Origin of the sequence: Streptosporangium sp. NPDC050855 (assembly GCF_044456585.1) — a bacterium.
GTDB classification, from domain to species: domain Bacteria; phylum Actinomycetota; class Actinomycetes; order Streptosporangiales; family Streptosporangiaceae; genus Streptosporangium; species Streptosporangium longisporum.
Window position 1 is genome coordinate 1 of record NZ_JBITFY010000039.1, and the last position, 18,433, is coordinate 18,433.

Sequence of the window (18,433 nt, forward strand, 5' to 3'; positions counted from 1 at the left end):
GCGGCCCCCCGGCGGCCGGGCCCCCCCCCCCCGCGGGGGCGGGCCCCCCCGCCGCCCCCCCCCCCCCCCCCCCCCCCCCCCCCCCCCCCCTTTCCGCGTCCTCCCCGGATCTCCCGCGTCTCCCAGGCCCCTGGGTCCCCGTGATCCCCCGGTTCGTCGCCGGTCAGCTGAACATCGCCTCCATGGTCTCGTGCGACTTCTCCTTCTTGGCGTCGGACTCGCTGCCCCAGCAGGTGTTGAGGATGATCCGCGTCCGGTCCTCGGAGAGCGGGACCGTGCGGTGCAGCGTCGTGTCGGAGCGCAGGAAGTAGATGTCGCCGGTCTGGTGGGCGTACGTGCTGATCGGCTGCTTGATGAGGTGGTCGTGGACCCGAGGGTCGTCCTTCACCCAGTGGGTGTGGGGGACGCACTGGAGCATGCCGCCGTACTCGCTGCTCGGCGCCTCCAGGATCCAGATGACCGTGAAGCTGAAGTCCCCCCAGTGCCAGCCGTGGGTGTCGCCCTGCTTCTCCTGGCGGATGATGACGTACTTCTCCTCGTCCCAGGGGCAGTTGACGACCGGCTCGTTGGCCAGCCTGCTCAGGAAGCCCTTGATCGCGGGGGACTCGTAGATCTCCGGGATCAGGGTGCTGTCGCGGGCGATGGACTGCTGGCTGACCGTGCTCATCTTCCGCGGGGAGTTGCTGGTCTCCTTGAGGTTGATGTCGATCCGGCGCGCGTGCAGATCGAGCAGCCGGTGCACCTCGTCCGAGACGAGGTCCTTGATCTCGTCCGAGACCAGGTTCCGCAGCTTGACGTAGCCGTTCCTGCGGAAATCATGGGAGAGCTTCCGAATTTCCCAGGGATCGTGAAAGGTCTTTTCGAGATGCTCCGCTATCCGGTCGTCGAGCGAGAGCGTCCCGAGGCCGGTCTCGTAGTTGGGAGTCGGCATGCGATTTCTCCTCCGTGGTTATCGAGCCCGTGTTCATCGAGGTTTCCAGGAGCGTAACACGCGGCCGTCGGACGCAAATGGCGCCGTTGTTCGCCGCGGTCCTCTGTGAAAGCATGAGCCAATTCGATCCGAGCGGCTTCAGCGATTACTCAGACTACGCAAGGACGAGCGTCATGAACACCAAAGTCACATTCGTCGAGCTGTCCGCATTCGAGGCCATCCTGCCCCTCGCCTCCGGCTACATGCAGGCCTACGCGCAACAGGACCCGGAGGTGGGACCGAGATGTGATTTCGAGATCTACTCCGCCCCGGTGTCCGCCGACAAGGGGGAGGTGATCGAAGAACTGCTCGCCAGACGCAGCGACGTGTACGCGATCAGCTGTTACATCTGGAACATCGGCTTCGCGCGCTCGGTGCTGGCCGCGCTGCACGAGCGGCTCCCCGACGCCCAGTTCATCCTCGGCGGCCCGCAGGTCATGCAGCACGCCCACGAGTACGTCGCCCCCGAGCAGGAGAACGTCGTCGTCTGCAACGGCGAGGGCGAGAAGACGATGGTGCAGTACCTGCGCCAGGTGCTCAGCGGCGCCCCCCGGTTCGAGGAGGTCGACGGCATCAGCTTCTGGCGGGCGGGTGAGCTCGTCACCACCGAGGCCGCCGCGCGCGTCCGTGACCTGATGGAGGTCCCCTCGCCCTTCACCTCCGGCGTCTTCGAGGAGGGCAAGTACACCACCGCCATCCTGGAGACCAACCGGGGATGCCCGTTCAGCTGCGGTTTCTGCTTCTGGGGCGCCGCGACCAACGACAAGGTGCACAAGTTCGAGGACCAGCGCGTCCGCGACGACATCACCTGGATCAGCAAGAACAACTTCGTGTCGATCTTCATCGCGGACGCCAACTGGGGCATGGCCCCGCGCGACGTGGAGCTGACCCGCCACCTGGTGGAGTGCAGCGAGCAGAACGGCTATCCGGTGATGGTCTCGATGGCCGCGGCCAAGAACAAGCCCGACCGCATGGCCGAGATCACCGAGATCCTCGTCCAGGGCGGCCTGCTGACCAGCCAGCCCATCTCGCTGCAGTCGATGAGCTCGAAGACCCTCGACCTCGTCGACCGCTCCAACATCAAGCCCGCCACCTACACCGAACTGCAGAAGACGCTCCGGGAGAAGCGCATCAGTTCCTACATCGAGCTGATCTGGCCACTTCCCGGAGAAACCCTCGACTCCTACAAGGAAGGAATCGCGGAATTGTGCCGGCTGCGCGCCGACACGCTGATCGTCTATCCGCAGCTCCTTCTCCACAACACCTCGATCTACGCCAAGAGGGACCTTCTCGGCGTGAAGGTGGAACGCGTTCCCAGTGATGTCACCGAGGCCGATGTCGTGGTCGGCACGAATTGGGTCAACCGCGAGGAGTACGAGCGCGGCACATGGTTCTACTACGCGGTCCACTCGCTGTACAACCTGCGCGGCCTGTATTACCTCGCCAATTACCTGGAGAGGTCGGGCATCAGGCGCCTGGAAGACTTCTTCACCGACGCCGCGACCTATTTCGAGAGTCGCACCGACACCGAGATCGCGACTTTCTTCCGCGATTCGGTGAAGAAACTGTGGAACTACGACTTCCATAACTTCGGGATGGTCGCGCACCTCGTCCTGCACTCGCACCGCGAGGAGTTCGACGGGCTGCTCGTCGACTTCGCCCGCGGCCAGTCGTGGTGGGAGGACCCCGGGGCCCGGGCCGCCTTCGAGCTCGACCTGCTGGCCAGGCCCTACATCTACCTGGCCAAGCCCACGCCCCCACGCTACGACTTCACCGAGCTGGGCGTCGAGTCGCGCGCCGGGTCGCGGGGCAGGACGACGTCCGTCGTCGACATGCCGGCCGACCTGGCCGCCCTGCTCATCGACCTCGACGTGACCGGCCTGGACGCCGGCCAGGAGCGCCTGACCCGCCTGGAGCTCGACCACCCGCGCGGGCGCAAGCTGCCCTACATGCCCGAGCGCAGCCTGGAGCACAACGCCTCCTACTGCCAGGGCATGGTGCTGCGGCTGCGGGAGTACCTCCCCACCTGGCGCCCCGTGTCCGAGGTCGCCGCGCTGCCCGGCCCCCGCTGAGCCACGCCACCCCCGCCCGGCCCCGCCGAGCCCGGCGCCCCGGTGTCTCCGCCCGGTCCCGGTGCTCCCGCTCGGCCACGGTGTCCCCGCGCATGACGAGGGCCCGTGAGGATCATCCTCACGGGCCCTCGTCATGCGCGGCCGTTCCGGCGGTGCCGTCACGGCCGGGGGTGTCGCACGGGTGCGTACCCCGGTCCCGTCCCGGTGGCGGGCGTCCCGCCGGGCCGTGCCGGGCATCCCGCCAGGCGGGATGCCCGCCACCCTCCGATCTGCACCGACGGCCCGCTCAGACCGTCGCCCCGGCCTTGGCGCGGGCCGCGTCCACCGCTTCGGCGAAGTCGGCCAGCACCGGGTTCTCGAACAGCACCCGGATCAGCACGTTCACCTCGAACGTCTCCCGCACACGGGTGATCACCTGCGCGGCCACCAGCGAGTGGCCGCCGATCTCCAGGAAGTCGTCCTCCCGGGCGACCCGCTTGAGCTTGAGCACCTCGGCCCAGATCTCGGCGATCGTCTGCTCGGTGTCGGTCTGCGGCGCGTCGAAGTCGTCGTCACCGCCCCCGCCGGCCAGGCCGGGCTCGGGCAGCGCCTGGCGGTCCACCTTGCCCGAGGAGGTCAGCGGCATCGCGTCCAGCGTCACGTACGAGGAGGGCAGCATGTACGTCGGCAGCGAGCCCTGCAGGAACCGGTGCAGCTCGCCGGTCAGGCCGCTCCGGTCGGCGAGGATCCTGGAGGCGTCGTCGAGCACGACGTAGGCGACGAGCCGGTCGTCGCGCACGACGACCGCGGCCTCGCGGACGCCCGGGTAGCGGGTGATCGCCGCCTCGATCTCGGCGAGCTCCACCCGGAAACCGCGGATCTTCACCTGCTGGTCGACCCGGCCCACGTACTGCAGCCGGCCGTCGGGCAGGTAGCGGACCAGGTCGCCGGTGCGGTAGAGCCGCGCCCCGGGAGGGCCGTACGGGTCGGGCATGAACGACTGCGCGGTCAGGCCCGGCTTGCCCCGGTAGCCGTGCGCCAGGCCGGTACCGCCGACGTACAGCTCCCCGGGCACGCCCGCCGGGAGCGGGTTGAGCCAGCGGTCCATCACGTAGGTGCGGAAGTTGGCCAGCGGGCGGCCGATCGGCGGGGCGTAGGCCGCGGCGGGGTCGCACGTGCCCATCGTGGCGCACACGGTCGTCTCGGTCGGCCCGTAGGCGTTGACGAACGTACGGCCGGGCGCCCAGGTCCGCACCAGCCCGTTCGGGCACTGCTCGCCCGCGACGACCATGAGCCTGACCGTGCCCAGCTCGTCGCCCCTCAGCGTGCTGAGGAACGTCGGCGGGAACGTGGCCGCGGTCACCTTCTGCTCGCTGATGAGCTGGGCCGTCTCCTGCGGCGTCATGGCCGAGGGGTCCAGCACGCACAGCGCCGACCCGTTCAGCAGCGCCATCGTGATCTCCCAGATCGACGCGTCGAAGCTGAGCGAGGCGAACAGCGCCACCCGGTCGTCGGGCGTCAGCGAGAACTCCCTGGACAGGGTGGAGGCGAGGTTGCTCACGCCCCGGTGCGGGACCTCCACCCCCTTGGGCCGGCCGGTCGAGCCGGAGGTGTAGATCAGGTACGCCGGGGCGTCGGGGACGGGCGTCACACCGGGGCTCGTGCCCGGCTCCTCCGCCTCGATCGTGCGCCACTCGCCGTCCAGCTCGATCGTGCGCACCCGGTCGCCCCGCACCCGCCCGGAGTGCCCGGCCGCGGTGAGGACGAGCCCCGCGCCGCTGTCGTCGAGGATGTAGCCGAGCCGGTCGGCGGGCAGCGCCGGGTCCAGCGGCAGGTAGACGCCACCGGACTTGACGATGCCGAGGAAGGCCACGAGCGCCTCGGCCGAGCGGCCGGTCATCGAGCCGACCACGTGACCGGGCCGCACCCCCTCGCGGATCAGCCGGTGGGCCACCCGGTTGGCGCGCTCGTCCAGCTCGCCGTAGGTCAGCCGGTGCTCGCCGGCGATCACCGCCAGCGCGTCCGGGGCGGCCGCGGCCCGCACCTCGAACAGGGCGCCGACGCACGCCTCCTCGTCGAAGGGGGTCTCGGTGCGGTTCCACTCCTCGACCACGAGCCGCCGCTGCTCCGCGTCCAGCAGCGACAGCCGCGAGACGGGCGAGGCGGGGTCGCGCACGGCGTGGGACAGCAGCGTGACGTACTGCTCGGCCCTGGTCCGCGCGCTGGACGCGTCGAACAGGTCGAGCCCGTAGCGCACCTCGCCCTCCAGCGAGCCCGGCACCAGCACCAGCGCCAGGTCCGAGGCGAGCGGGAAGCGGTCGGCCACCAGCTGCGAGGTCCGCACGCCCGGCAGCCGCAGCGCGCTCCAGGCCGGAACGGCCAGGTCGAACTCGGCCTGGTAGAGCGGGTGCACGCCGCTGGAGGCGTCCAGGCCCAGTTCCCCGGCGAACCGGTGGGCCGGGCAGGAGCCGTGCGCGGCCGCCTCGTCCAGCGCGTCGCGCACCCGGGCGACGATCTCGGCGAACGACGCGTCGCCGTCACAGCCGACGCGGATCGGGAACACCGGGGCGCGGTCTGCGACCGGCACGGGAACGCCGATCACCACCTCGTCCTGTCCCGACCAGCGGCACAGCGCGACGGCCCACGCCGCCAGCGCGACGGCCCTCGTATCGGTGCCGGTGCCGTCGGTCGCGGCGTCCGTGGCGTCCGCGGCGGGTGCGGCGTCCCCGTTCTGCTCCGGCCACCGGGCCGGTGCCACGGCCCGCGCCGCCTGGCCGACGGCGCCGCATCCGGCCTCGCGCGCCAGCGCCTCGGCCCGCGCGGCCGTCTCCGGCGGCACGGTGAAGGTCACCCGGGCGCCCGTGAAGCCCGGCACGGCCGGACGGCTCCGGTCGGCGGGCAGGTCGAGGACGGGAAGCGTGCCGTCGAGCCGCTCGCGCCAGTAGGCGAGGTCGGCGTCGTCTCCCGCGCCGTCTTCCGACCTGTCTCCCGCCCTGTCTCCCGTCCTGTCTTCCGCGCGGGAGGACGTGTGGCCCTCTGCCGCGCCTTCTCCCGTGTGCGGGGACGCGTGGCCGTCCCCTGCGCCTTCTTGCGTGTGCGGGGCGGTCCGGGGTGCGGGGGAGCCGGCGGCGTCCGCGGTGCCCTCCGGCCTCTCGTACGCCCGGGAGATCTCGCCGGCGAGACCGGCCAGCACGCGCTCGTCGGCCACCGTCCGGTGCGCCGTCACGACGAGCGCGTGGTCGTCGTCGGCCAGCCGGGCCGTGGCGACCCGGACCGGCGGGCCCGCGACGGGGTCGAGGGGCCGGTTGGTCTGCTCGGCGACCAGCCGCGCGAGCGCCTCCTCGCGGCGGCCGGGGTCGTGCCTGCCGAGTTCCACGGGCGGCGGGACGGTGACGGGCCGGGACTCCCCGGAGCCGTCTGGCGGTGCCGCGCGCAGGTCCGGGCGTGCCTCCAGCACGTGTTCCAGCGCGGCGGTCAGGGCCTTCTCGTCCAGCGGCCCGCGCAGCCGCGCGGCGAGCGTGACCTGATCGGTGCGGTCACCGGGGGCCGTGGCCCCCCGCGGCCTCCAGCGGGTCTCCTGTGTCGGCGACGGTGCGGTTCTGCTGTCCGGCATGTGGTGCTCCAATCAGTGCCCGGCGTGGTCGAGTTCGAGGTGGACGGGGACGCGGTCGACGCCCCACATGAGGTTCGAGCGCAGCCGCTTGACCGGTCCGGTGAGTTCCATGCGGGCCACCCGGGCGGTCAGCTCCTCCAGCAGCACGCGCAGCTCGAACCTGGCCAGGGCAGCGCCGATGCACAGGTGCTTGCCGAGGCCGAACGTGAGGTGCCTGTTCGGGGTGCGCCCGACGTCGAAACGGCGCGCGTCGGGGAAGGCGTCCTCGTCGCGGTTGACGACCGGGTGCCACACGCTGACGCGCTCACCGGCCCGGATGGCCTGGTCCCCGATCTTCGTGTCCCGTATCGCGGTGCGCATGACGTTCAGGCTGGGGGCGGTCCAGCGCAGGACCTCCTCCACGGCGGTGGGGATGAGCGAGGGGTCCCGGCGCAGCCGCGTCCACTCGTCGGGGTTCTCCACCAGGGCGATGACGGCCCCCGCCGAGGCGTGCCGGGTCGTCTCGTTGCCGCCGGTGATGAGGCCGTTGATGTTGAGCAGGATCTCCTCGTCGGTGAGCGGGATCCCGTCGATCTTCCCGCGGATCAGCACGCTGATCACGTCGTCGCCGAGGTCGCGGCGCCGCTCGGCGAGCAGGTCGGCGTAGTAGGCGAAGATGTTGGCGTTGGCCTCGGCCTTCTCGGCGTCGGAGATGATGTCGTCGGAGGTGGCCGAGCCGAACGCGGTGCGCGTCCACTGGATCATCAGGTCCCAGTCGGAGCGGGGCACGCCCAGCAGCTCGCAGATGACCGACAGCGGGAGCCTGCCCGCCACCGTGTCGACGAAGTCGAAGGAGTCCTTGGCGGCGTTCTCCTCCAGCATCCCGCCGACGGTCTCGCGCATCGCGCTCTCCAGGCGGCGCACCACCCGGGGCGTGAGCGCGGGGTTCATCACGTCGCGCAGCTGGCTGTGCCGGCCGTCGGTGACGATGAGCATCTTGCCGGCGGCGGCGCGGGCGGCGGACTCGGTCTGCCCCACCTGCATGCCCCGCTCGGAGGTGAAATTCGTCTTGTCGAGATAGACGGCCACCCCGTCGGCGTATTTGGTGAACGCCCAGAAGCTCGGCCCGCCGGACCTCTTGTTCCAGAACATCGGCTGATGTTCCTGCAGATGATGCAGGACGCCGAGACCGGAGTCCGGAGCCGTGTAGATGTCGGGGTCGGCCAGGTCCAGTTCGTTCAGATCAATGGCTGTGTCCACTGTCATGTGGCATTCCTCCGTGCGTACACGTCGAAGATGTCCGTGTCCTTCAGCAGGGGGTCCTGGCCGATGTCGACCTGGAATCCACGGCCGGTGAGGTCGTCGCGCACGGACGCGAGCCTTCCGCCGATGTCGTGGACCTGCATGACGATCTGGTCGATCGCCTTCCAGTCGCCGGGTGCGATTCCGTCCAGGACATCACATTCGGCTTTCTCGACGTTGATTTTCAGCAGTCCGATGCGGTCGACCCCCTCGGTCGCCATGACCTCGGATATCGTGCGCACCTGGCACTCCTGCTCCTCCGTGACGTGCCTGCCCTGCGCCATGTCGGCCACGTCCTCGGGGGCGAAACCGCTGTTGGCCAGGAACGTCCTGGTCACCTCGGCGTCGTGGTCGGCGTCGGTGTACATTCCCGACATCGCGGTCGTCTCCGGATAGACGGTGAGAACGGCCGTTCCCGGGGCACTGGAGAGCGCGCAGTCGAACGCCTTGGCGTTCAGGCCGTGCGCGGCCAGATTCGCGCACAACGCGTCGTAAAGCGGCCTGGCGGGCTCGAAGGCGAGAATCCGCGTGCCCGGACATTCCCAATGAAACGCCAGGGCCGCGATTCCGATGTTAGCGCCCACGTCGAAGACCGTCATTCCGGGCTCAAGGCGCACGTCATGCCTGAAGTAGCTTCTGTCGCCCACGATGCTGCGATACTGCAGGCTGGTCTCGGCCGGATTGACCTGGAATACCACATGACCGTCGGGGAGGGTCATCTGGCGTACCCGATGTTTGTTTTCCAGTGTGCCTCTCGAGTGATTTCGCATATCATCACCCTTAACAAAATCCCTATCTCAGTCAACCAGAGGTGAAACCCGACAAGGACGGAACGATCTTATGGACACTCAGAGAACGGAAGTCAGGGCGCCGGAGGAAAAGCCGCCCTCTCTCTGGCGGAACCCCGACTTCAACCGGCTCTGGGCCGGTCAGTCGATCTCGGTCCTCGGCTCCGAGCTGACGACCCTGGCGCTTCCGCTGACCGCGATCCTCATGCTGCAGGCCAGTTCCTTCGAGGTCGGCCTCCTTAACACCATGCGCACGATCGCCGCGCTCCTGCTCACGCTGATCGCCGGTGTGCTCATCGACCGCTACCGCCGCAGACCCCTGATGGTGGGCTCCGACATCGGCCGCGCCCTGGTGGTGGCCCTGATCCCGATCGCGGCCTTCGTCGGGTTCATGGACATGTGGGTGCTCTACGTGGTCGCCGTCGTGGTCGGCGGGCTCTCGGTGGTCTTCGAGATCGCCTACGCCGCCTACATGCCGACCCTGCTGAGCGAGGAGCAGCTCGTCGACGGCAACAGCCGGATGGCGGCGACCGAGTCGGTGGGCGCCATCGCGGGCTCCAGCGCCGGTGGCGTGCTCATCGACCTGTTCCGGCCGGCGTACGTGATGCTCGGAGACGCGATCTCCTTCCTCGTCTCCGCCTTCGCGCTCTCGCGCATCCGCCACGTCGAGCCGCCCGTGGAGCGCCAGGACAACGGCGGGCGAGGCGCCGTCGCGGCGATGCTGCACGACATCAAGCACGGCCTGAGGGTCACCTACCGCAACGACTACGCGCGGCCGCTGATCCTCAACTCCGCCGGGGCGAACTTCGGGTCGATGATGATCCTGACCCTGTTCATCCTGTACGCCTCCAGGGAGCTCGGCATGTCGGGCACCTGGATCGGCTTCATCTACGCCGTCGGCAGCATCGGCGGCGTCGTCGGCGCGGTCTTCGCGAGCAAGCTGTTCGAGAAGGTCGGCTACGGGCGCGGCATCATGACCGCCCTGATCGCCTTCCGGGTGCTGTGCCTCACGCCGTTCGTGGCCGGCCCGCAGTGGCTGCAGATCATCCTGTTCTCGGTGATCTGGTTCGTCACGGTGTTCGGCGTGGTGGCCGGCAACATCGGCCAGCTCACCCTCTTCCAGTACGTCATCCCCAACCACCTGCGGGGCCGGGTCATCGGCGCGAGCCGCGCCGTCTACCTCGGCATCCTGCCGCTGGCCGCGATGCTGGCCGGCGTGCTGGGCGAGCTGATCGGGGTCAAGCCCGCGATCTACGCCGGGGCCGCGTTCCTGCTGCCCTGGATCATCCTGCTGTTCCTGTCGCCGGTGCCGAACCTGCGCAGGCTGGAGGACGCCGAGATGCTCCAGGACGACGTCCCCGAGCCCGCGGAGAAGCCCGCGGAGAAGCCCGCGGAGAAGCCCGCCGGGACGAGGCCCGGCGGGCACGAGGACGACGACGTGAAGGACTGAGGTCACCCCGGGATCCGCGCGGACATGCTCCGCGCGATCTCGTCCAGCAGGGCGGCGGGCGCCTGGAGATAGCTCCAGTGCCCGCCGTCCAGCACGGTGTAGCGGGTCTCGCCGTAGGACTCCCAGCCGCCCATCTGCTCCGGCGGGATCTGGGTGTCGCCCGACCAGCCGATGGCGGTGATCGGGCAGGGCAGCTCCACCGGGTCGGTCTTGTCGAAGCGGCCGTAGGCGGCCACGTCCGCGCGCATGACGCCCGCGGCCATCTCCACCAGCTCGGGCAGCGGCTCGGCGCCGCGGGCCCGCATCAGGTCCGACACCAGCGCGCCCACCTGCTCCTCGTCCAGCTTGAGGATGCTCGGCCACGACGCCCGGTGCGGCGGGACCATCGAGGAGGCGAACAGGTGGCCGGGCAGCGGCCCGCCGCGCTCCATGAGCAGCAGCGTCGCCTCGTAGCCGATGAAGACCGTGCCGCAGTGGCTGATGAACCCGAACGGCCGGTCCAGGTAGGGCTCCAGCCCTTCCAGCATCTGGGCCGCGACGGAGGCGTAACTGTCGAACAACGGCTCGCGCAGCCGGTTCTCCCGGCCGGGCAGCTGCACCGGGCACAGCTCGATCCCGTCCACCTCGGACGGCCACCCGTGGTACATCGACGCCCCCGCCCCCGGGTACGGCAGGCACCACAGCCGGGCCCGCGCGTCGGGGTCGGGGGTGCGCAGCAGCCAGGTGGGGCGGCTCTTCCTCCGCTTCCTCTCGGTCATCTCGTACTTCCTTCCGCCCTGATGTTCCGGATGAGGGTCTCTGGTGTCGGCGCCTTCAGGAAGTCGCGCAGCCGGATCCGCACGCCGTAGCGGCTCCCGATCCGGTCGACGAGACGGGTGGCCGCCAGGGAGTCGCCGCCGGAGCGGATGAAGTGGTCGCCCAGCGCGCCGGGCGCGCCGAGCTCCTGCTCCCACAGCTCCAGCACCCCCGCGGTCACCGGGTCGGCACCCTCACCGGCCGCCGCGTCCGGGTGCGCCCCGTTCGTCCCGCCGGCGTGCCCGGCCGTCCCGCCGGGGTCCTGCCCGGCCGTCCGGCCCGCGCCGGTGTCCGCGTCCCGCCCGTTGTCCGAGTCCCGTCCGGTGTCCGAGTCCGGCCGGTGCTCGCCGCCCCAGGTGGGTGCGGGCAGCGCGAGACGGTCCACCTTGTTGCTGGAGTTCAGCGGCAGCCGCTCCATCGGCACCCACACGGTCGGCACCATCGGGCCGGGCAGCCTGGCGGCGGCGAACGCGCGCAGCTCCCCGCCCCCCGAGCCCCCCGAGCTCCGCGAGCTCCGCGAGCTCCGCGGGCTCCGCGGGCCCCCCGGGCTCCCGGTGCTCCCCAGGTCGCGGTCGCGGGGGAGCGCGGTGTCGTGCACGACGTAGGCGCAGAGCCTCAGGTCGCCGCCCGGGCCCGGCACGCCCTTCACCACGCACTCGCGCACCGACGGATGGTCCAGCAGCACCGCCTCCACCTCCGCCGGTTCCACCCGGTGGCCGCGGATCTTGACCTGCTGGTCGACGCGGCCGTGGTGCTCCAGCCGCCCGTCCGGCCGCTCGCGCACCAGGTCCCCGGTCCGGTAGACGCGGCCGCCCCCGCCCGAGGGGTCGGGCAGGAAGCGCTCGGCGGTGCGGGCCGGCTCGCCCAGGTAGCCCCGGGCCAGCTCGGGCCCGGAGACGAACAGCTCGCCGACCTCTCCCCGGGCGACCGGTTCCAGCCCCGCGGTCAGCACGCCGGCGCCGACGTCCGGCCAGGGCCGCCCGATGGGGGGACGGGCGCGCCTGTCGGCCTCGCCGGCCGTGACCGAGGTGCAGCGGTCCTCCAGCGGGACCAGGCAGCTCGTCACACCGTTGGCCTCGGCGGAGCCGTACTCCACCGCGACCTCGAACGGCAGGTCCGGCGAGGGCCACACGCGCACCGCGTCGCTGCCGACCGTCATGAGCCGCAGCGCCGTCCGCCCGGGCCACGGCAGGCCGTACAGCAGCTCCGCCAGCGGCATGTTCACGTACGCGCGGGTGATGCCCGAGGCCACCATCCAGTCGCGCAGCTCGGGCGGCGAGCCCGCGGTCGCCGCGTCGGCGACGTGCACGCTCGCGCCGGAGCACAGGTAGGGCCACAGCTCCACCACCGACACCGACGAGGCCGGGGGAGCCAGCCAGCTGGACCGGTCGGCGGGGGTGATGCGGTACGCCTCGGCGTGGGTGGCGACCCGGTGGACGATCGCCCGGTGGGTCACCCCGACGAGCTTGGGGCGGCCCGTCGACCCGGAGGTGTGCACCGCGTACGCCAGCTGGTCCTCGTGCACCGGGACGCCGGGGCCCTCCGCGGAGGGCTCGGCGCCACAGGGGCCGTCGATCACCACGGGACAGCCGTCGAGGACCGCGGCGACGCGGTCCTCGGGCCAGGCGGGGTCGAGGAGCACCGCCGCGCCGCCGGCCTTGAAGACGGCCAGCAGCGCGACGAGCAGATCGGGGGAGCGGTCCAGTCGCAGGGGGACCAGGGTCTCGGGACCGACGCCGCGCCGCAGGAGCGACCGGGCGAGGCCGTTGGCGCGGGCGTCGAGCTCCCGGTAGGTCAGGCGGACGGCCCCGGAGACCAGGGCCGTCCCGTTGGGGGCTCGCACCGCCCGTTCTTCGAACAACGTGTGGACGGCGGCCACCTGCTCCTCCGTTCAGCCGGCCTTGGCCTCGAGGATCCCGCGAGCGGGGATCTGGCCGGTGGCGACCTGGTTGAGGACGAGCCTGGCCCACTCCTCCACGCTGCGGTTCATCCGGCGGGCGGCGTCACGCCAGCACTGTTCCTGGTCGACCGGGACGTCGATGTGGATGACGGCCTTCTCCTTGGCGGCCTTGGCGGCCTCGGCGGCCCGGCCCGACGCCGCGAGGGCGGCGGCACGGTGCGCCTTGATCTGGCTGCGCAGACGATTCCTGGACCAGTTGAAACGCTCCGCGCGGTCGAGCCACAGCGATTGCTCGTGCTCGGGAAGAGCCGCCACTTCCGCGTGGTGCTGAAGGCTGAGTTTATCCCGCCGGCGGGATACCGGGAATCGCCGCGCGACCCAGGCGTAGTTGCGCAGGGTCTGAATGTCCAGGGAACTCTCCTCCACGGCCCTCTTGTAGCGGTCGGTGTATTCGTTCTCGCCGTAGACCAGCCAGTCGCCGAGCCACCAGGAGGAGGAGTCGGCGATGAGGGAGATCTGGTGCCCGATGCGCCGCCACGTGTCGAAGGGAAGGCTCGACGGGAGCTGCAGGCCTGTCCGCCTCGGCTTCGCGGACGCGTCCAGAGCCAGCTTGGAGCCCTGCGGGGAAGGAGGGCGGGGGCTGGGGACGGGCTTTCTGTCGTTACAGGAGGGCGGAGCGTTACGGTTCGCCTCTCGGTGGGGGGAGAGCACCTGCATGCGACTGTTCCTCCGGATTTCTGTGCACTTGGAGTGAGTCAGGCCGGTACCTTACCCGCCGTTTTCAAAAGCGCACTCTTGATCATGAGTAATTTTCGGATCGTCGTCCCAAGGTACAAAGGAATGGCGGGAGCAGGCCGTTGATCAGCTGATTCGCCGATCAGTATTGGCAAATTTTTTGTCCTGTGATATGCGCCGTCCCCGCTATTCAGTCCTACGGAATGGAATCGGTCCATGACTAATCGCAGCTTCCGGGCGGTGGGAGCGCGCACACTGCGCCGCACCCTGACCGCGTACGGATTCGCGGTCGTGCTGCCCGCCGCGCTGGCGCTTCTGATGCTGGGCCTCGACCCGGGCACGGCCACCGGCCCGGTCCCCGTCCCCTCGGTGAAGGCGGGACGGCCGGAGCAGGTCCCGGCCACGCCCCTGCTGCTGCTGTCCATCACCGTGGTCGTCGCGATGGCCCATCTGGGCGGCGCGGTGTTCCGCAGGCTCGGCCAGCCCCGGGTGATCGGGGAGATGGCCGCGGGCATCGTGCTCGGGCCGTCGCTGCTCGGCGCGGTCTGGCCCGGGGCGCACGCCATGCTCTTCCCCAGCGCCGTCATGCCGTACCTGAACCTGCTGGCCCAGTTCGGGCTGGCCTTCTTCATGTTCCTGGTCGGGATGGAGCTGCGCGGGGACCTGCTGCGCGGGCGGGGCCGGATCGCGGTGCTGTGCGGGCAGGCGAGCGTGGCGATCCCGTTCGCGCTCGGGGTCGCGCTGGCACTGCTGATCTACGTGCCGCTGGCGACCGCTCCGGTCGGCTTCCCGGTCTTCGCGTTGTTCATCGGGGCCGCGCTGAGCGTCACGGCCTTCCCCGTGCTCGCCAGGATCCTGCTGGAGCGCGACCTCTTCCACACCCCGACCGGGGCGCTGACCGTCACCTGCGCCGCCATCGCCGACGTGACCGCCTGGCTGCTGCTGGCCGTGGCGGTGACCATGGCCAAGGGCTCCTCGCCCGCCGAGGCGCTGCGCACGTTCGGCCTCACCGTCGCCTTCGCCGCCGTCATGGCCGGGGTGGTACGGCCGCTGCTGGCCCGGCTGCTGCGCCGGGGCCTCTCCCAGGAGGCGACGCTGCCCATCGTCATCGTGGGCCTGCTCGTCTCCGGCCTGCTGACCGAGCTGATCGGCATCCACCTGATCTTCGGGGCGTTCCTGTTCGGCGCGCTCTTCCCCCGCGACGGGGACGTGCGGCTGCGGCGGGTCCGCGAGCGCACGCAGGACTTCACCACGTCCTTCCTGCTGCCGCCGTTCTTCGCCTTCGTCGGGCTCAACACCCAGATCGGGCTGCTGAGCCGGGACCTGACGATGTGGAGCTGGTGCCTGCTGATCCTGGTGGTCGCCGTGGCGGGCAAGGTCGGCGGCGTGCTGGTCATCGCCAGGCCGATGGGCGTGCCGGGGCGGGAGGCCCTGCGGCTCGGGGTGCTGATGAACTGCCGGGGGGTGACCGAGCTGGTGATCCTGAGCATCGGGCTGAGCCTCGGCATCATCACCCAGGCGCTGTTCACGATGCTCGTGATCGTCGCGCTGGTCTCCACGGCCGCGACCGCGCCCCTGCTGGGGCTGCTGGACCGGTGGGACGCGCGGCGCGACGGCGAGGCGCCCGGGGGAGGGCCCGGGGGGAGCGCGGGGGACGCGGGGCCCGTGGACACCGGGGAGGCGAAGATGGTGCGGCCCGCCTGACGGTGCCCGCTCGATGATGCTCGCCTGAGTGCGCGGCCCGTCCGGTGGCGTGGCCCGCCTGAGCGACGGGACGCACCCCGCCGCCCAGACCGGCCTCAGGAGGCGCGGGGCAGTGCTGGCTCCGCGCCCAGCTCGCGCAGCTTGGCGCGGACCGCCTCGGGACTCTCCCCGGCGACGGTGAGCCGGGACGTGGCGAAGACCTCGGCGTCGGCGTCGGTGATCGGGGCGCCGGCGTAGGGCACCTCGCCGCTGAAGCGGACGGCCCGCAGGTGGTCGCGCAGCTCGGGCCGGGCGTGCAGGGAGAAGATCGGCAGCCGGGTGGCCATCGCGGCCAGCCGCATGGTGCCCGAGATCCGGGGGTTGATCTCCAGCAGCTGCACCTCGCCGTGCCGGGTCAGCAGGAACTCCACCTCCAGGTACCCGTGCGCCTCGGCCAGGTCGGCCAGCCGCTTGCCGACGGCCCGCAGCTTGCGCTCCCACGTGCCGCCGAGCCCCGGATCGGGGCACAGCCGCAGCCGCCGCCAGGGCGGCACCAGCTCGGGGCTGGTCGGCCCCTTCCACACCGGGGGGAACGTCGCCGTGCCGTGCTCGTCGCGGTAGACCAGCACCGAGTACTCGACGCCGTCGACGTACAGCTCGCCCAGCTCGTTGGGGGCCAGCCGGCACTCGCCCGCGCGGGCCAGCCGGGTGCCGACGCTCTGCGTGCCGTGCCGGTCCTTGACCACCACCCGGGCACCCGGGTACGGCTCCGGCGGCGTCTCGCCGGCCCGCGCCCAGGGCGGGGAGACCAGGCGGTAGCGGTCGAAGAACTCCTTCATCAGGATCTTGTCGCTGCCCAGCGAGGCGCACAGCCGCGACTGGCACTCGGCGTGGTGGCCCAGCTCGCGCAGCCGGAACGCCAGCAGCTGGTCGCGGCCGAGCGTCGTGTGACTGGAATGGAAGATCACGCTCGCCCGCGGGGCCCCGCCGATCGCGTCGAGCAGCGGGGCCATGTCCACGCGGGCGTCCTCACCGGTGAAGACGATCCGGTCCTGCGGTCCGAGTTCGACGAAGTGACCGAACCAGCTCTCCAGGCTGACGGGGGCGACGGCGTGGACGACGGGAAACGCTTGTCGGCTCATGGGATTACTCCGGAATCGACGCTGGAAACAGAAACGACGTTACGCGGTACGTGCCATCGAGAATGCGTCGTCGAACGCGTCCAGATACGCGCCCACCAGCGGCGAGTTCTCCTCCCAGAGAAAGTTCACCGGCAATTTCATCCAGCGGGCGAACAATTCCGCCGACCGCGGGAACGGGCGGTCGTTCACCGCGGCCGCCGCCCGGACCGCGGCGGCGACCTGTGGCGACCAGTCCGGCGCGGTGCCCTGGAAGAGCGGGAAGACGTGCAGCGGCCTGGTGGCCGGCGCGCGCACCTTCAGGCCGCGCGCCTGCCCGGCCGCCACCAGCTCGTCCCGGCTGAACGGGCACTCCGGCGTCACCTCGACGACACCGTCGTACCACGCGCCCATCGTGACGCCCTCGGCGACGGGGGAGGGGCGCACGCCCGGCAGCCTGCCGAGTCCCGCCGACAGGGCCGACATGTTGGTCACCCTGCGCTCCACCAGCTCGTCCAGGCGGTCGAGATGGCTCTGGGCCAGCACGGCGCCGGGCGTGGAGATGCGGAAGTTGCCGCCGAGGCCGGTCAGCAGGAACGGCTCGTAGCGGGCCGCGTCGATGGTCAGGTCGGTGCGGTGGCGGAAGTTCGTCAGCAGGCAGGCGCGGGCGAAGACGTCCTCGGAGTCGGTCAGCAGCATGCCGCCCATGCCTCCGGAGACCAGCTTCCTGCCGCCCACGCTGAAGACCGCGATGTCGCCCATGGAGCCGACGGGCCGGGAGCGGAAGGTGGAGCCGTGGGCGTGCGAGCAGTCCTCGACCAGGGCCAGCCCGTGCCGGGACGCCACCGCGCGCAGCGCGTCCATGTCGCAGCTGTGGCCCCACAGGTGGGTGACGGCGATCGCGACCGTGCGCGGGCCGACCAGCGCCTCCACCGCGGCGGGGTCCACGTTGCCGCTGGCGTCGCCCGCGTCGCACAGCACCGGCACCGCGCCCAGCAGGAACAGCGGCGAGGCCGTGCTGAAGAACGTGAGGTCCGGGACGATCACCTCGTCGCCGGGTCCGACGCCCAGCGCGAAGTAGGCGGCCAGCAGCCCCGCGGTCCCCGAGGTGAGCGCCAGCGCGTGGGCGCGGCCGTGCCGCTCGGCGAACGACCGTTCCAGCTCGGCCAGCTCGGAGCCGTAGTCGTAGTCGAACGTGCGTCCCCGCGTGATCAGCTCGGTGACCCGGGCCGCCACGCCGTCGTCGTAGACCGGCCACTCCAGGGGGTGCGCCGGTTCCGCGGCTCCCGGACGGCCCGCGGGCGGGCTCACCGGGTGCCCGTTCGCCAGCGGCCTCATGTGCTCGCCTCCTTGCGGGCCAGCAGCCTGGTCACCGCGTGGGTGTGCGGCTCCTCGTGGCCCTTGTGGGTGTGGGTGGAGTCGGTGTCGGTGGCCTCCAGCACGGTCCACCCGGCGTACCGGGCGAGGTACCAGTCGTGGCCCAGCAGGACCGGCATGCGCATCTCGCCGGCGGGAGGCCGGTAGGCGTGGCCGCGGTTGAACATCAGCAGCGCGTTGACCCCTCCGGGCCTGGTCGCGGCCTGCACCCTGGCGATGACGTCGGCGACCTGTTCCTCGTCCTGGAGCCAGTGCAGGACGCTGCACACCAGCACCCCGTCGAACGAGGCGGGATCGAGGGGGGTGGCGCGCGCGTCGCCCCGGCGCCACTCGATCCCGCCGGCGTCGCCCCAGGCGCGCGCGCCGTTCTCCAGCGCGGCGGCCGACATGTCCATGGCCAGCACCCGCGCGCCCCGCTGGGCGAGCCGTACCGCGTTGCGTCCCTCGCCGCACCCCAGGTCGAGCACGGCCGGCGCGTCCGGGCCGGGTGGTCCCGGTGGCGGGCCGACGTCGTCGGGCGCCCCGGGCAGGCCGAGCGCGTCCCCCAGCGCGTCGGAGATCCGGTCGGGCCTGCGGCCCCACAGGCAGGCGGTCCTGGTGTACCTGGCGTCGCATCCGCCGTCGTCGTCGTAGCGGTCGGATCCTGTCAGTGGTCTCATCTGGCGGAGGCTA

The 18,433-nt window shown here is 71.3% G+C and carries 13 protein-coding genes; 3 read left to right on the forward strand and 10 right to left on the reverse strand.

Annotated features, from left to right (window positions below):
- Nucleotides 1–163 precede the first annotated feature (163 nt).
- Entirely contained in the window at nt 164–931 is a 768-nt protein-coding gene (locus ACIBCT_RS39315) for a hypothetical protein (RefSeq protein WP_399197130.1), read from the reverse strand.
- A gap of 173 nt (nt 932–1,104) precedes the next feature.
- Between ACIBCT_RS39315 and ACIBCT_RS39320 the strand changes: the two genes are divergently transcribed.
- Nucleotides 1,105–3,042, forward strand: coding sequence for a B12-binding domain-containing radical SAM protein (locus ACIBCT_RS39320; protein ID WP_399197131.1), 1,938 nt, complete (start codon nt 1,105–1,107; stop codon nt 3,040–3,042).
- Nucleotides 3,043–3,328: 286 nt separating this feature from the next.
- On the opposite strand, the gene ACIBCT_RS39325 is transcribed toward ACIBCT_RS39320, so the two are convergent.
- Genes ACIBCT_RS39325 through ACIBCT_RS39335 form a run of 3 tightly spaced genes read right to left on the reverse strand, consistent with a single transcriptional unit; the run spans nt 3,329 to nt 8,634 of the window.
- On the reverse strand, nt 3,329–6,634 hold the full coding sequence (locus ACIBCT_RS39325; protein ID WP_399197132.1) for an amino acid adenylation domain-containing protein: 3,306 nt from the start codon (nt 6,632–6,634) through the stop codon (nt 3,329–3,331).
- 12 nt (nt 6,635–6,646) lie between these two features.
- Nucleotides 6,647–7,879, reverse strand: coding sequence for a cytochrome P450 (locus tag ACIBCT_RS39330; protein ID WP_399197133.1), 1,233 nt, complete (start codon nt 7,877–7,879; stop codon nt 6,647–6,649).
- Nucleotides 7,876–8,634 (reverse strand): FkbM family methyltransferase, encoded by a 759-nt coding sequence (locus tag ACIBCT_RS39335; protein WP_399197134.1) that lies wholly within the window; start codon nt 8,632–8,634, stop codon nt 7,876–7,878. Before ACIBCT_RS39335 ends, ACIBCT_RS39330 begins: the two co-directional genes overlap by 4 nt.
- 121 nt (nt 8,635–8,755) lie before the next feature.
- Here ACIBCT_RS39335 and ACIBCT_RS39340 point away from each other — a divergent pair, with 121 nt between their 5' ends.
- Nucleotides 8,756–10,153: an MFS transporter gene (locus ACIBCT_RS39340; RefSeq protein ID WP_399197135.1), complete on the forward strand. Its 1,398-nt coding sequence runs from the start codon at nt 8,756–8,758 to the stop codon at nt 10,151–10,153.
- A 2-nt stretch (nt 10,154–10,155) separates the two neighbouring features.
- On the opposite strand, the gene ACIBCT_RS39345 is transcribed toward ACIBCT_RS39340, so the two are convergent.
- The 3 genes from ACIBCT_RS39345 to ACIBCT_RS39355 are packed head-to-tail and all read right to left on the reverse strand — an operon-like array spanning nt 10,156 to nt 13,565.
- The gene (locus ACIBCT_RS39345; protein ID WP_399197136.1) at nt 10,156–10,911 is read right to left on the reverse strand and encodes a thioesterase II family protein; all 756 of its coding nucleotides are present in this window, start codon (nt 10,909–10,911) and stop codon (nt 10,156–10,158) included.
- On the reverse strand, nt 10,908–12,827 hold the full coding sequence (locus tag ACIBCT_RS39350; RefSeq protein WP_399197137.1) for a non-ribosomal peptide synthetase: 1,920 nt from the start codon (nt 12,825–12,827) through the stop codon (nt 10,908–10,910). The genes ACIBCT_RS39345 and ACIBCT_RS39350 overlap by 4 nt, the downstream gene beginning before the upstream one ends.
- 12 nt (nt 12,828–12,839) lie before the next feature.
- Nucleotides 12,840–13,565 (reverse strand): LmbU family transcriptional regulator, encoded by a 726-nt coding sequence (locus tag ACIBCT_RS39355; protein WP_399197138.1) that lies wholly within the window; start codon nt 13,563–13,565, stop codon nt 12,840–12,842.
- A gap of 234 nt (nt 13,566–13,799) precedes the next feature.
- On the opposite strand from ACIBCT_RS39355, the gene ACIBCT_RS39360 reads away from it, so the two are divergent.
- Nucleotides 13,800–15,287, forward strand: coding sequence for a cation:proton antiporter (locus ACIBCT_RS39360; RefSeq protein ID WP_399197139.1), 1,488 nt, complete (start codon nt 13,800–13,802; stop codon nt 15,285–15,287).
- A 95-nt stretch (nt 15,288–15,382) separates the two neighbouring features.
- On the opposite strand, the gene ACIBCT_RS39365 is transcribed toward ACIBCT_RS39360, so the two are convergent.
- Genes ACIBCT_RS39365 through ACIBCT_RS39375 form a run of 3 tightly spaced genes read right to left on the reverse strand, consistent with a single transcriptional unit; the run spans nt 15,383 to nt 18,420 of the window.
- Nucleotides 15,383–16,408: a hypothetical protein gene (locus ACIBCT_RS39365; RefSeq protein ID WP_399197140.1), complete on the reverse strand. Its 1,026-nt coding sequence runs from the start codon at nt 16,406–16,408 to the stop codon at nt 15,383–15,385.
- Between the two features lie 39 nt (nt 16,409–16,447).
- Entirely contained in the window at nt 16,448–17,722 is a 1,275-nt protein-coding gene (locus ACIBCT_RS39370; RefSeq protein ID WP_399197141.1) for a DegT/DnrJ/EryC1/StrS family aminotransferase, read from the reverse strand.
- A complete protein-coding gene (locus tag ACIBCT_RS39375) occupies nt 17,719–18,420 on the reverse strand; it encodes a class I SAM-dependent methyltransferase (protein WP_399197142.1) in 702 nt (233 codons plus the stop codon). The genes ACIBCT_RS39370 and ACIBCT_RS39375 overlap by 4 nt, the downstream gene beginning before the upstream one ends.
- Nucleotides 18,421–18,433 lie beyond the last annotated feature (13 nt).

Coding starts and splice junctions, on each gene's coding strand:
- ACIBCT_RS39315 (WP_399197130.1), bottom strand. CDS start 931: ATGCCGACTCCCAACTACGAGACCGGCCTCGGGACGCTCTCGCTCGAC.
- ACIBCT_RS39320 (WP_399197131.1), top strand. CDS start 1,105: ATGAACACCAAAGTCACATTCGTCGAGCTGTCCGCATTCGAGGCCATC.
- ACIBCT_RS39325 (WP_399197132.1), bottom strand. CDS start 6,634: ATGCCGGACAGCAGAACCGCACCGTCGCCGACACAGGAGACCCGCTGG.
- ACIBCT_RS39330 (WP_399197133.1), bottom strand. CDS start 7,879: ATGACAGTGGACACAGCCATTGATCTGAACGAACTGGACCTGGCCGAC.
- ACIBCT_RS39335 (WP_399197134.1), bottom strand. CDS start 8,634: ATGACCCTCCCCGACGGTCATGTGGTATTCCAGGTCAATCCGGCCGAG.
- ACIBCT_RS39340 (WP_399197135.1), top strand. CDS start 8,756: ATGGACACTCAGAGAACGGAAGTCAGGGCGCCGGAGGAAAAGCCGCCC.
- ACIBCT_RS39345 (WP_399197136.1), bottom strand. CDS start 10,911: ATGACCGAGAGGAAGCGGAGGAAGAGCCGCCCCACCTGGCTGCTGCGC.
- ACIBCT_RS39355 (WP_399197138.1), bottom strand. CDS start 13,565: ATGCAGGTGCTCTCCCCCCACCGAGAGGCGAACCGTAACGCTCCGCCC.
- ACIBCT_RS39360 (WP_399197139.1), top strand. CDS start 13,800: ATGACTAATCGCAGCTTCCGGGCGGTGGGAGCGCGCACACTGCGCCGC.
- ACIBCT_RS39365 (WP_399197140.1), bottom strand. CDS start 16,408: ATGAGCCGACAAGCGTTTCCCGTCGTCCACGCCGTCGCCCCCGTCAGC.
- ACIBCT_RS39370 (WP_399197141.1), bottom strand. CDS start 17,722: ATGAGGCCGCTGGCGAACGGGCACCCGGTGAGCCCGCCCGCGGGCCGT.
- ACIBCT_RS39375 (WP_399197142.1), bottom strand. CDS start 18,420: ATGAGACCACTGACAGGATCCGACCGCTACGACGACGACGGCGGATGC.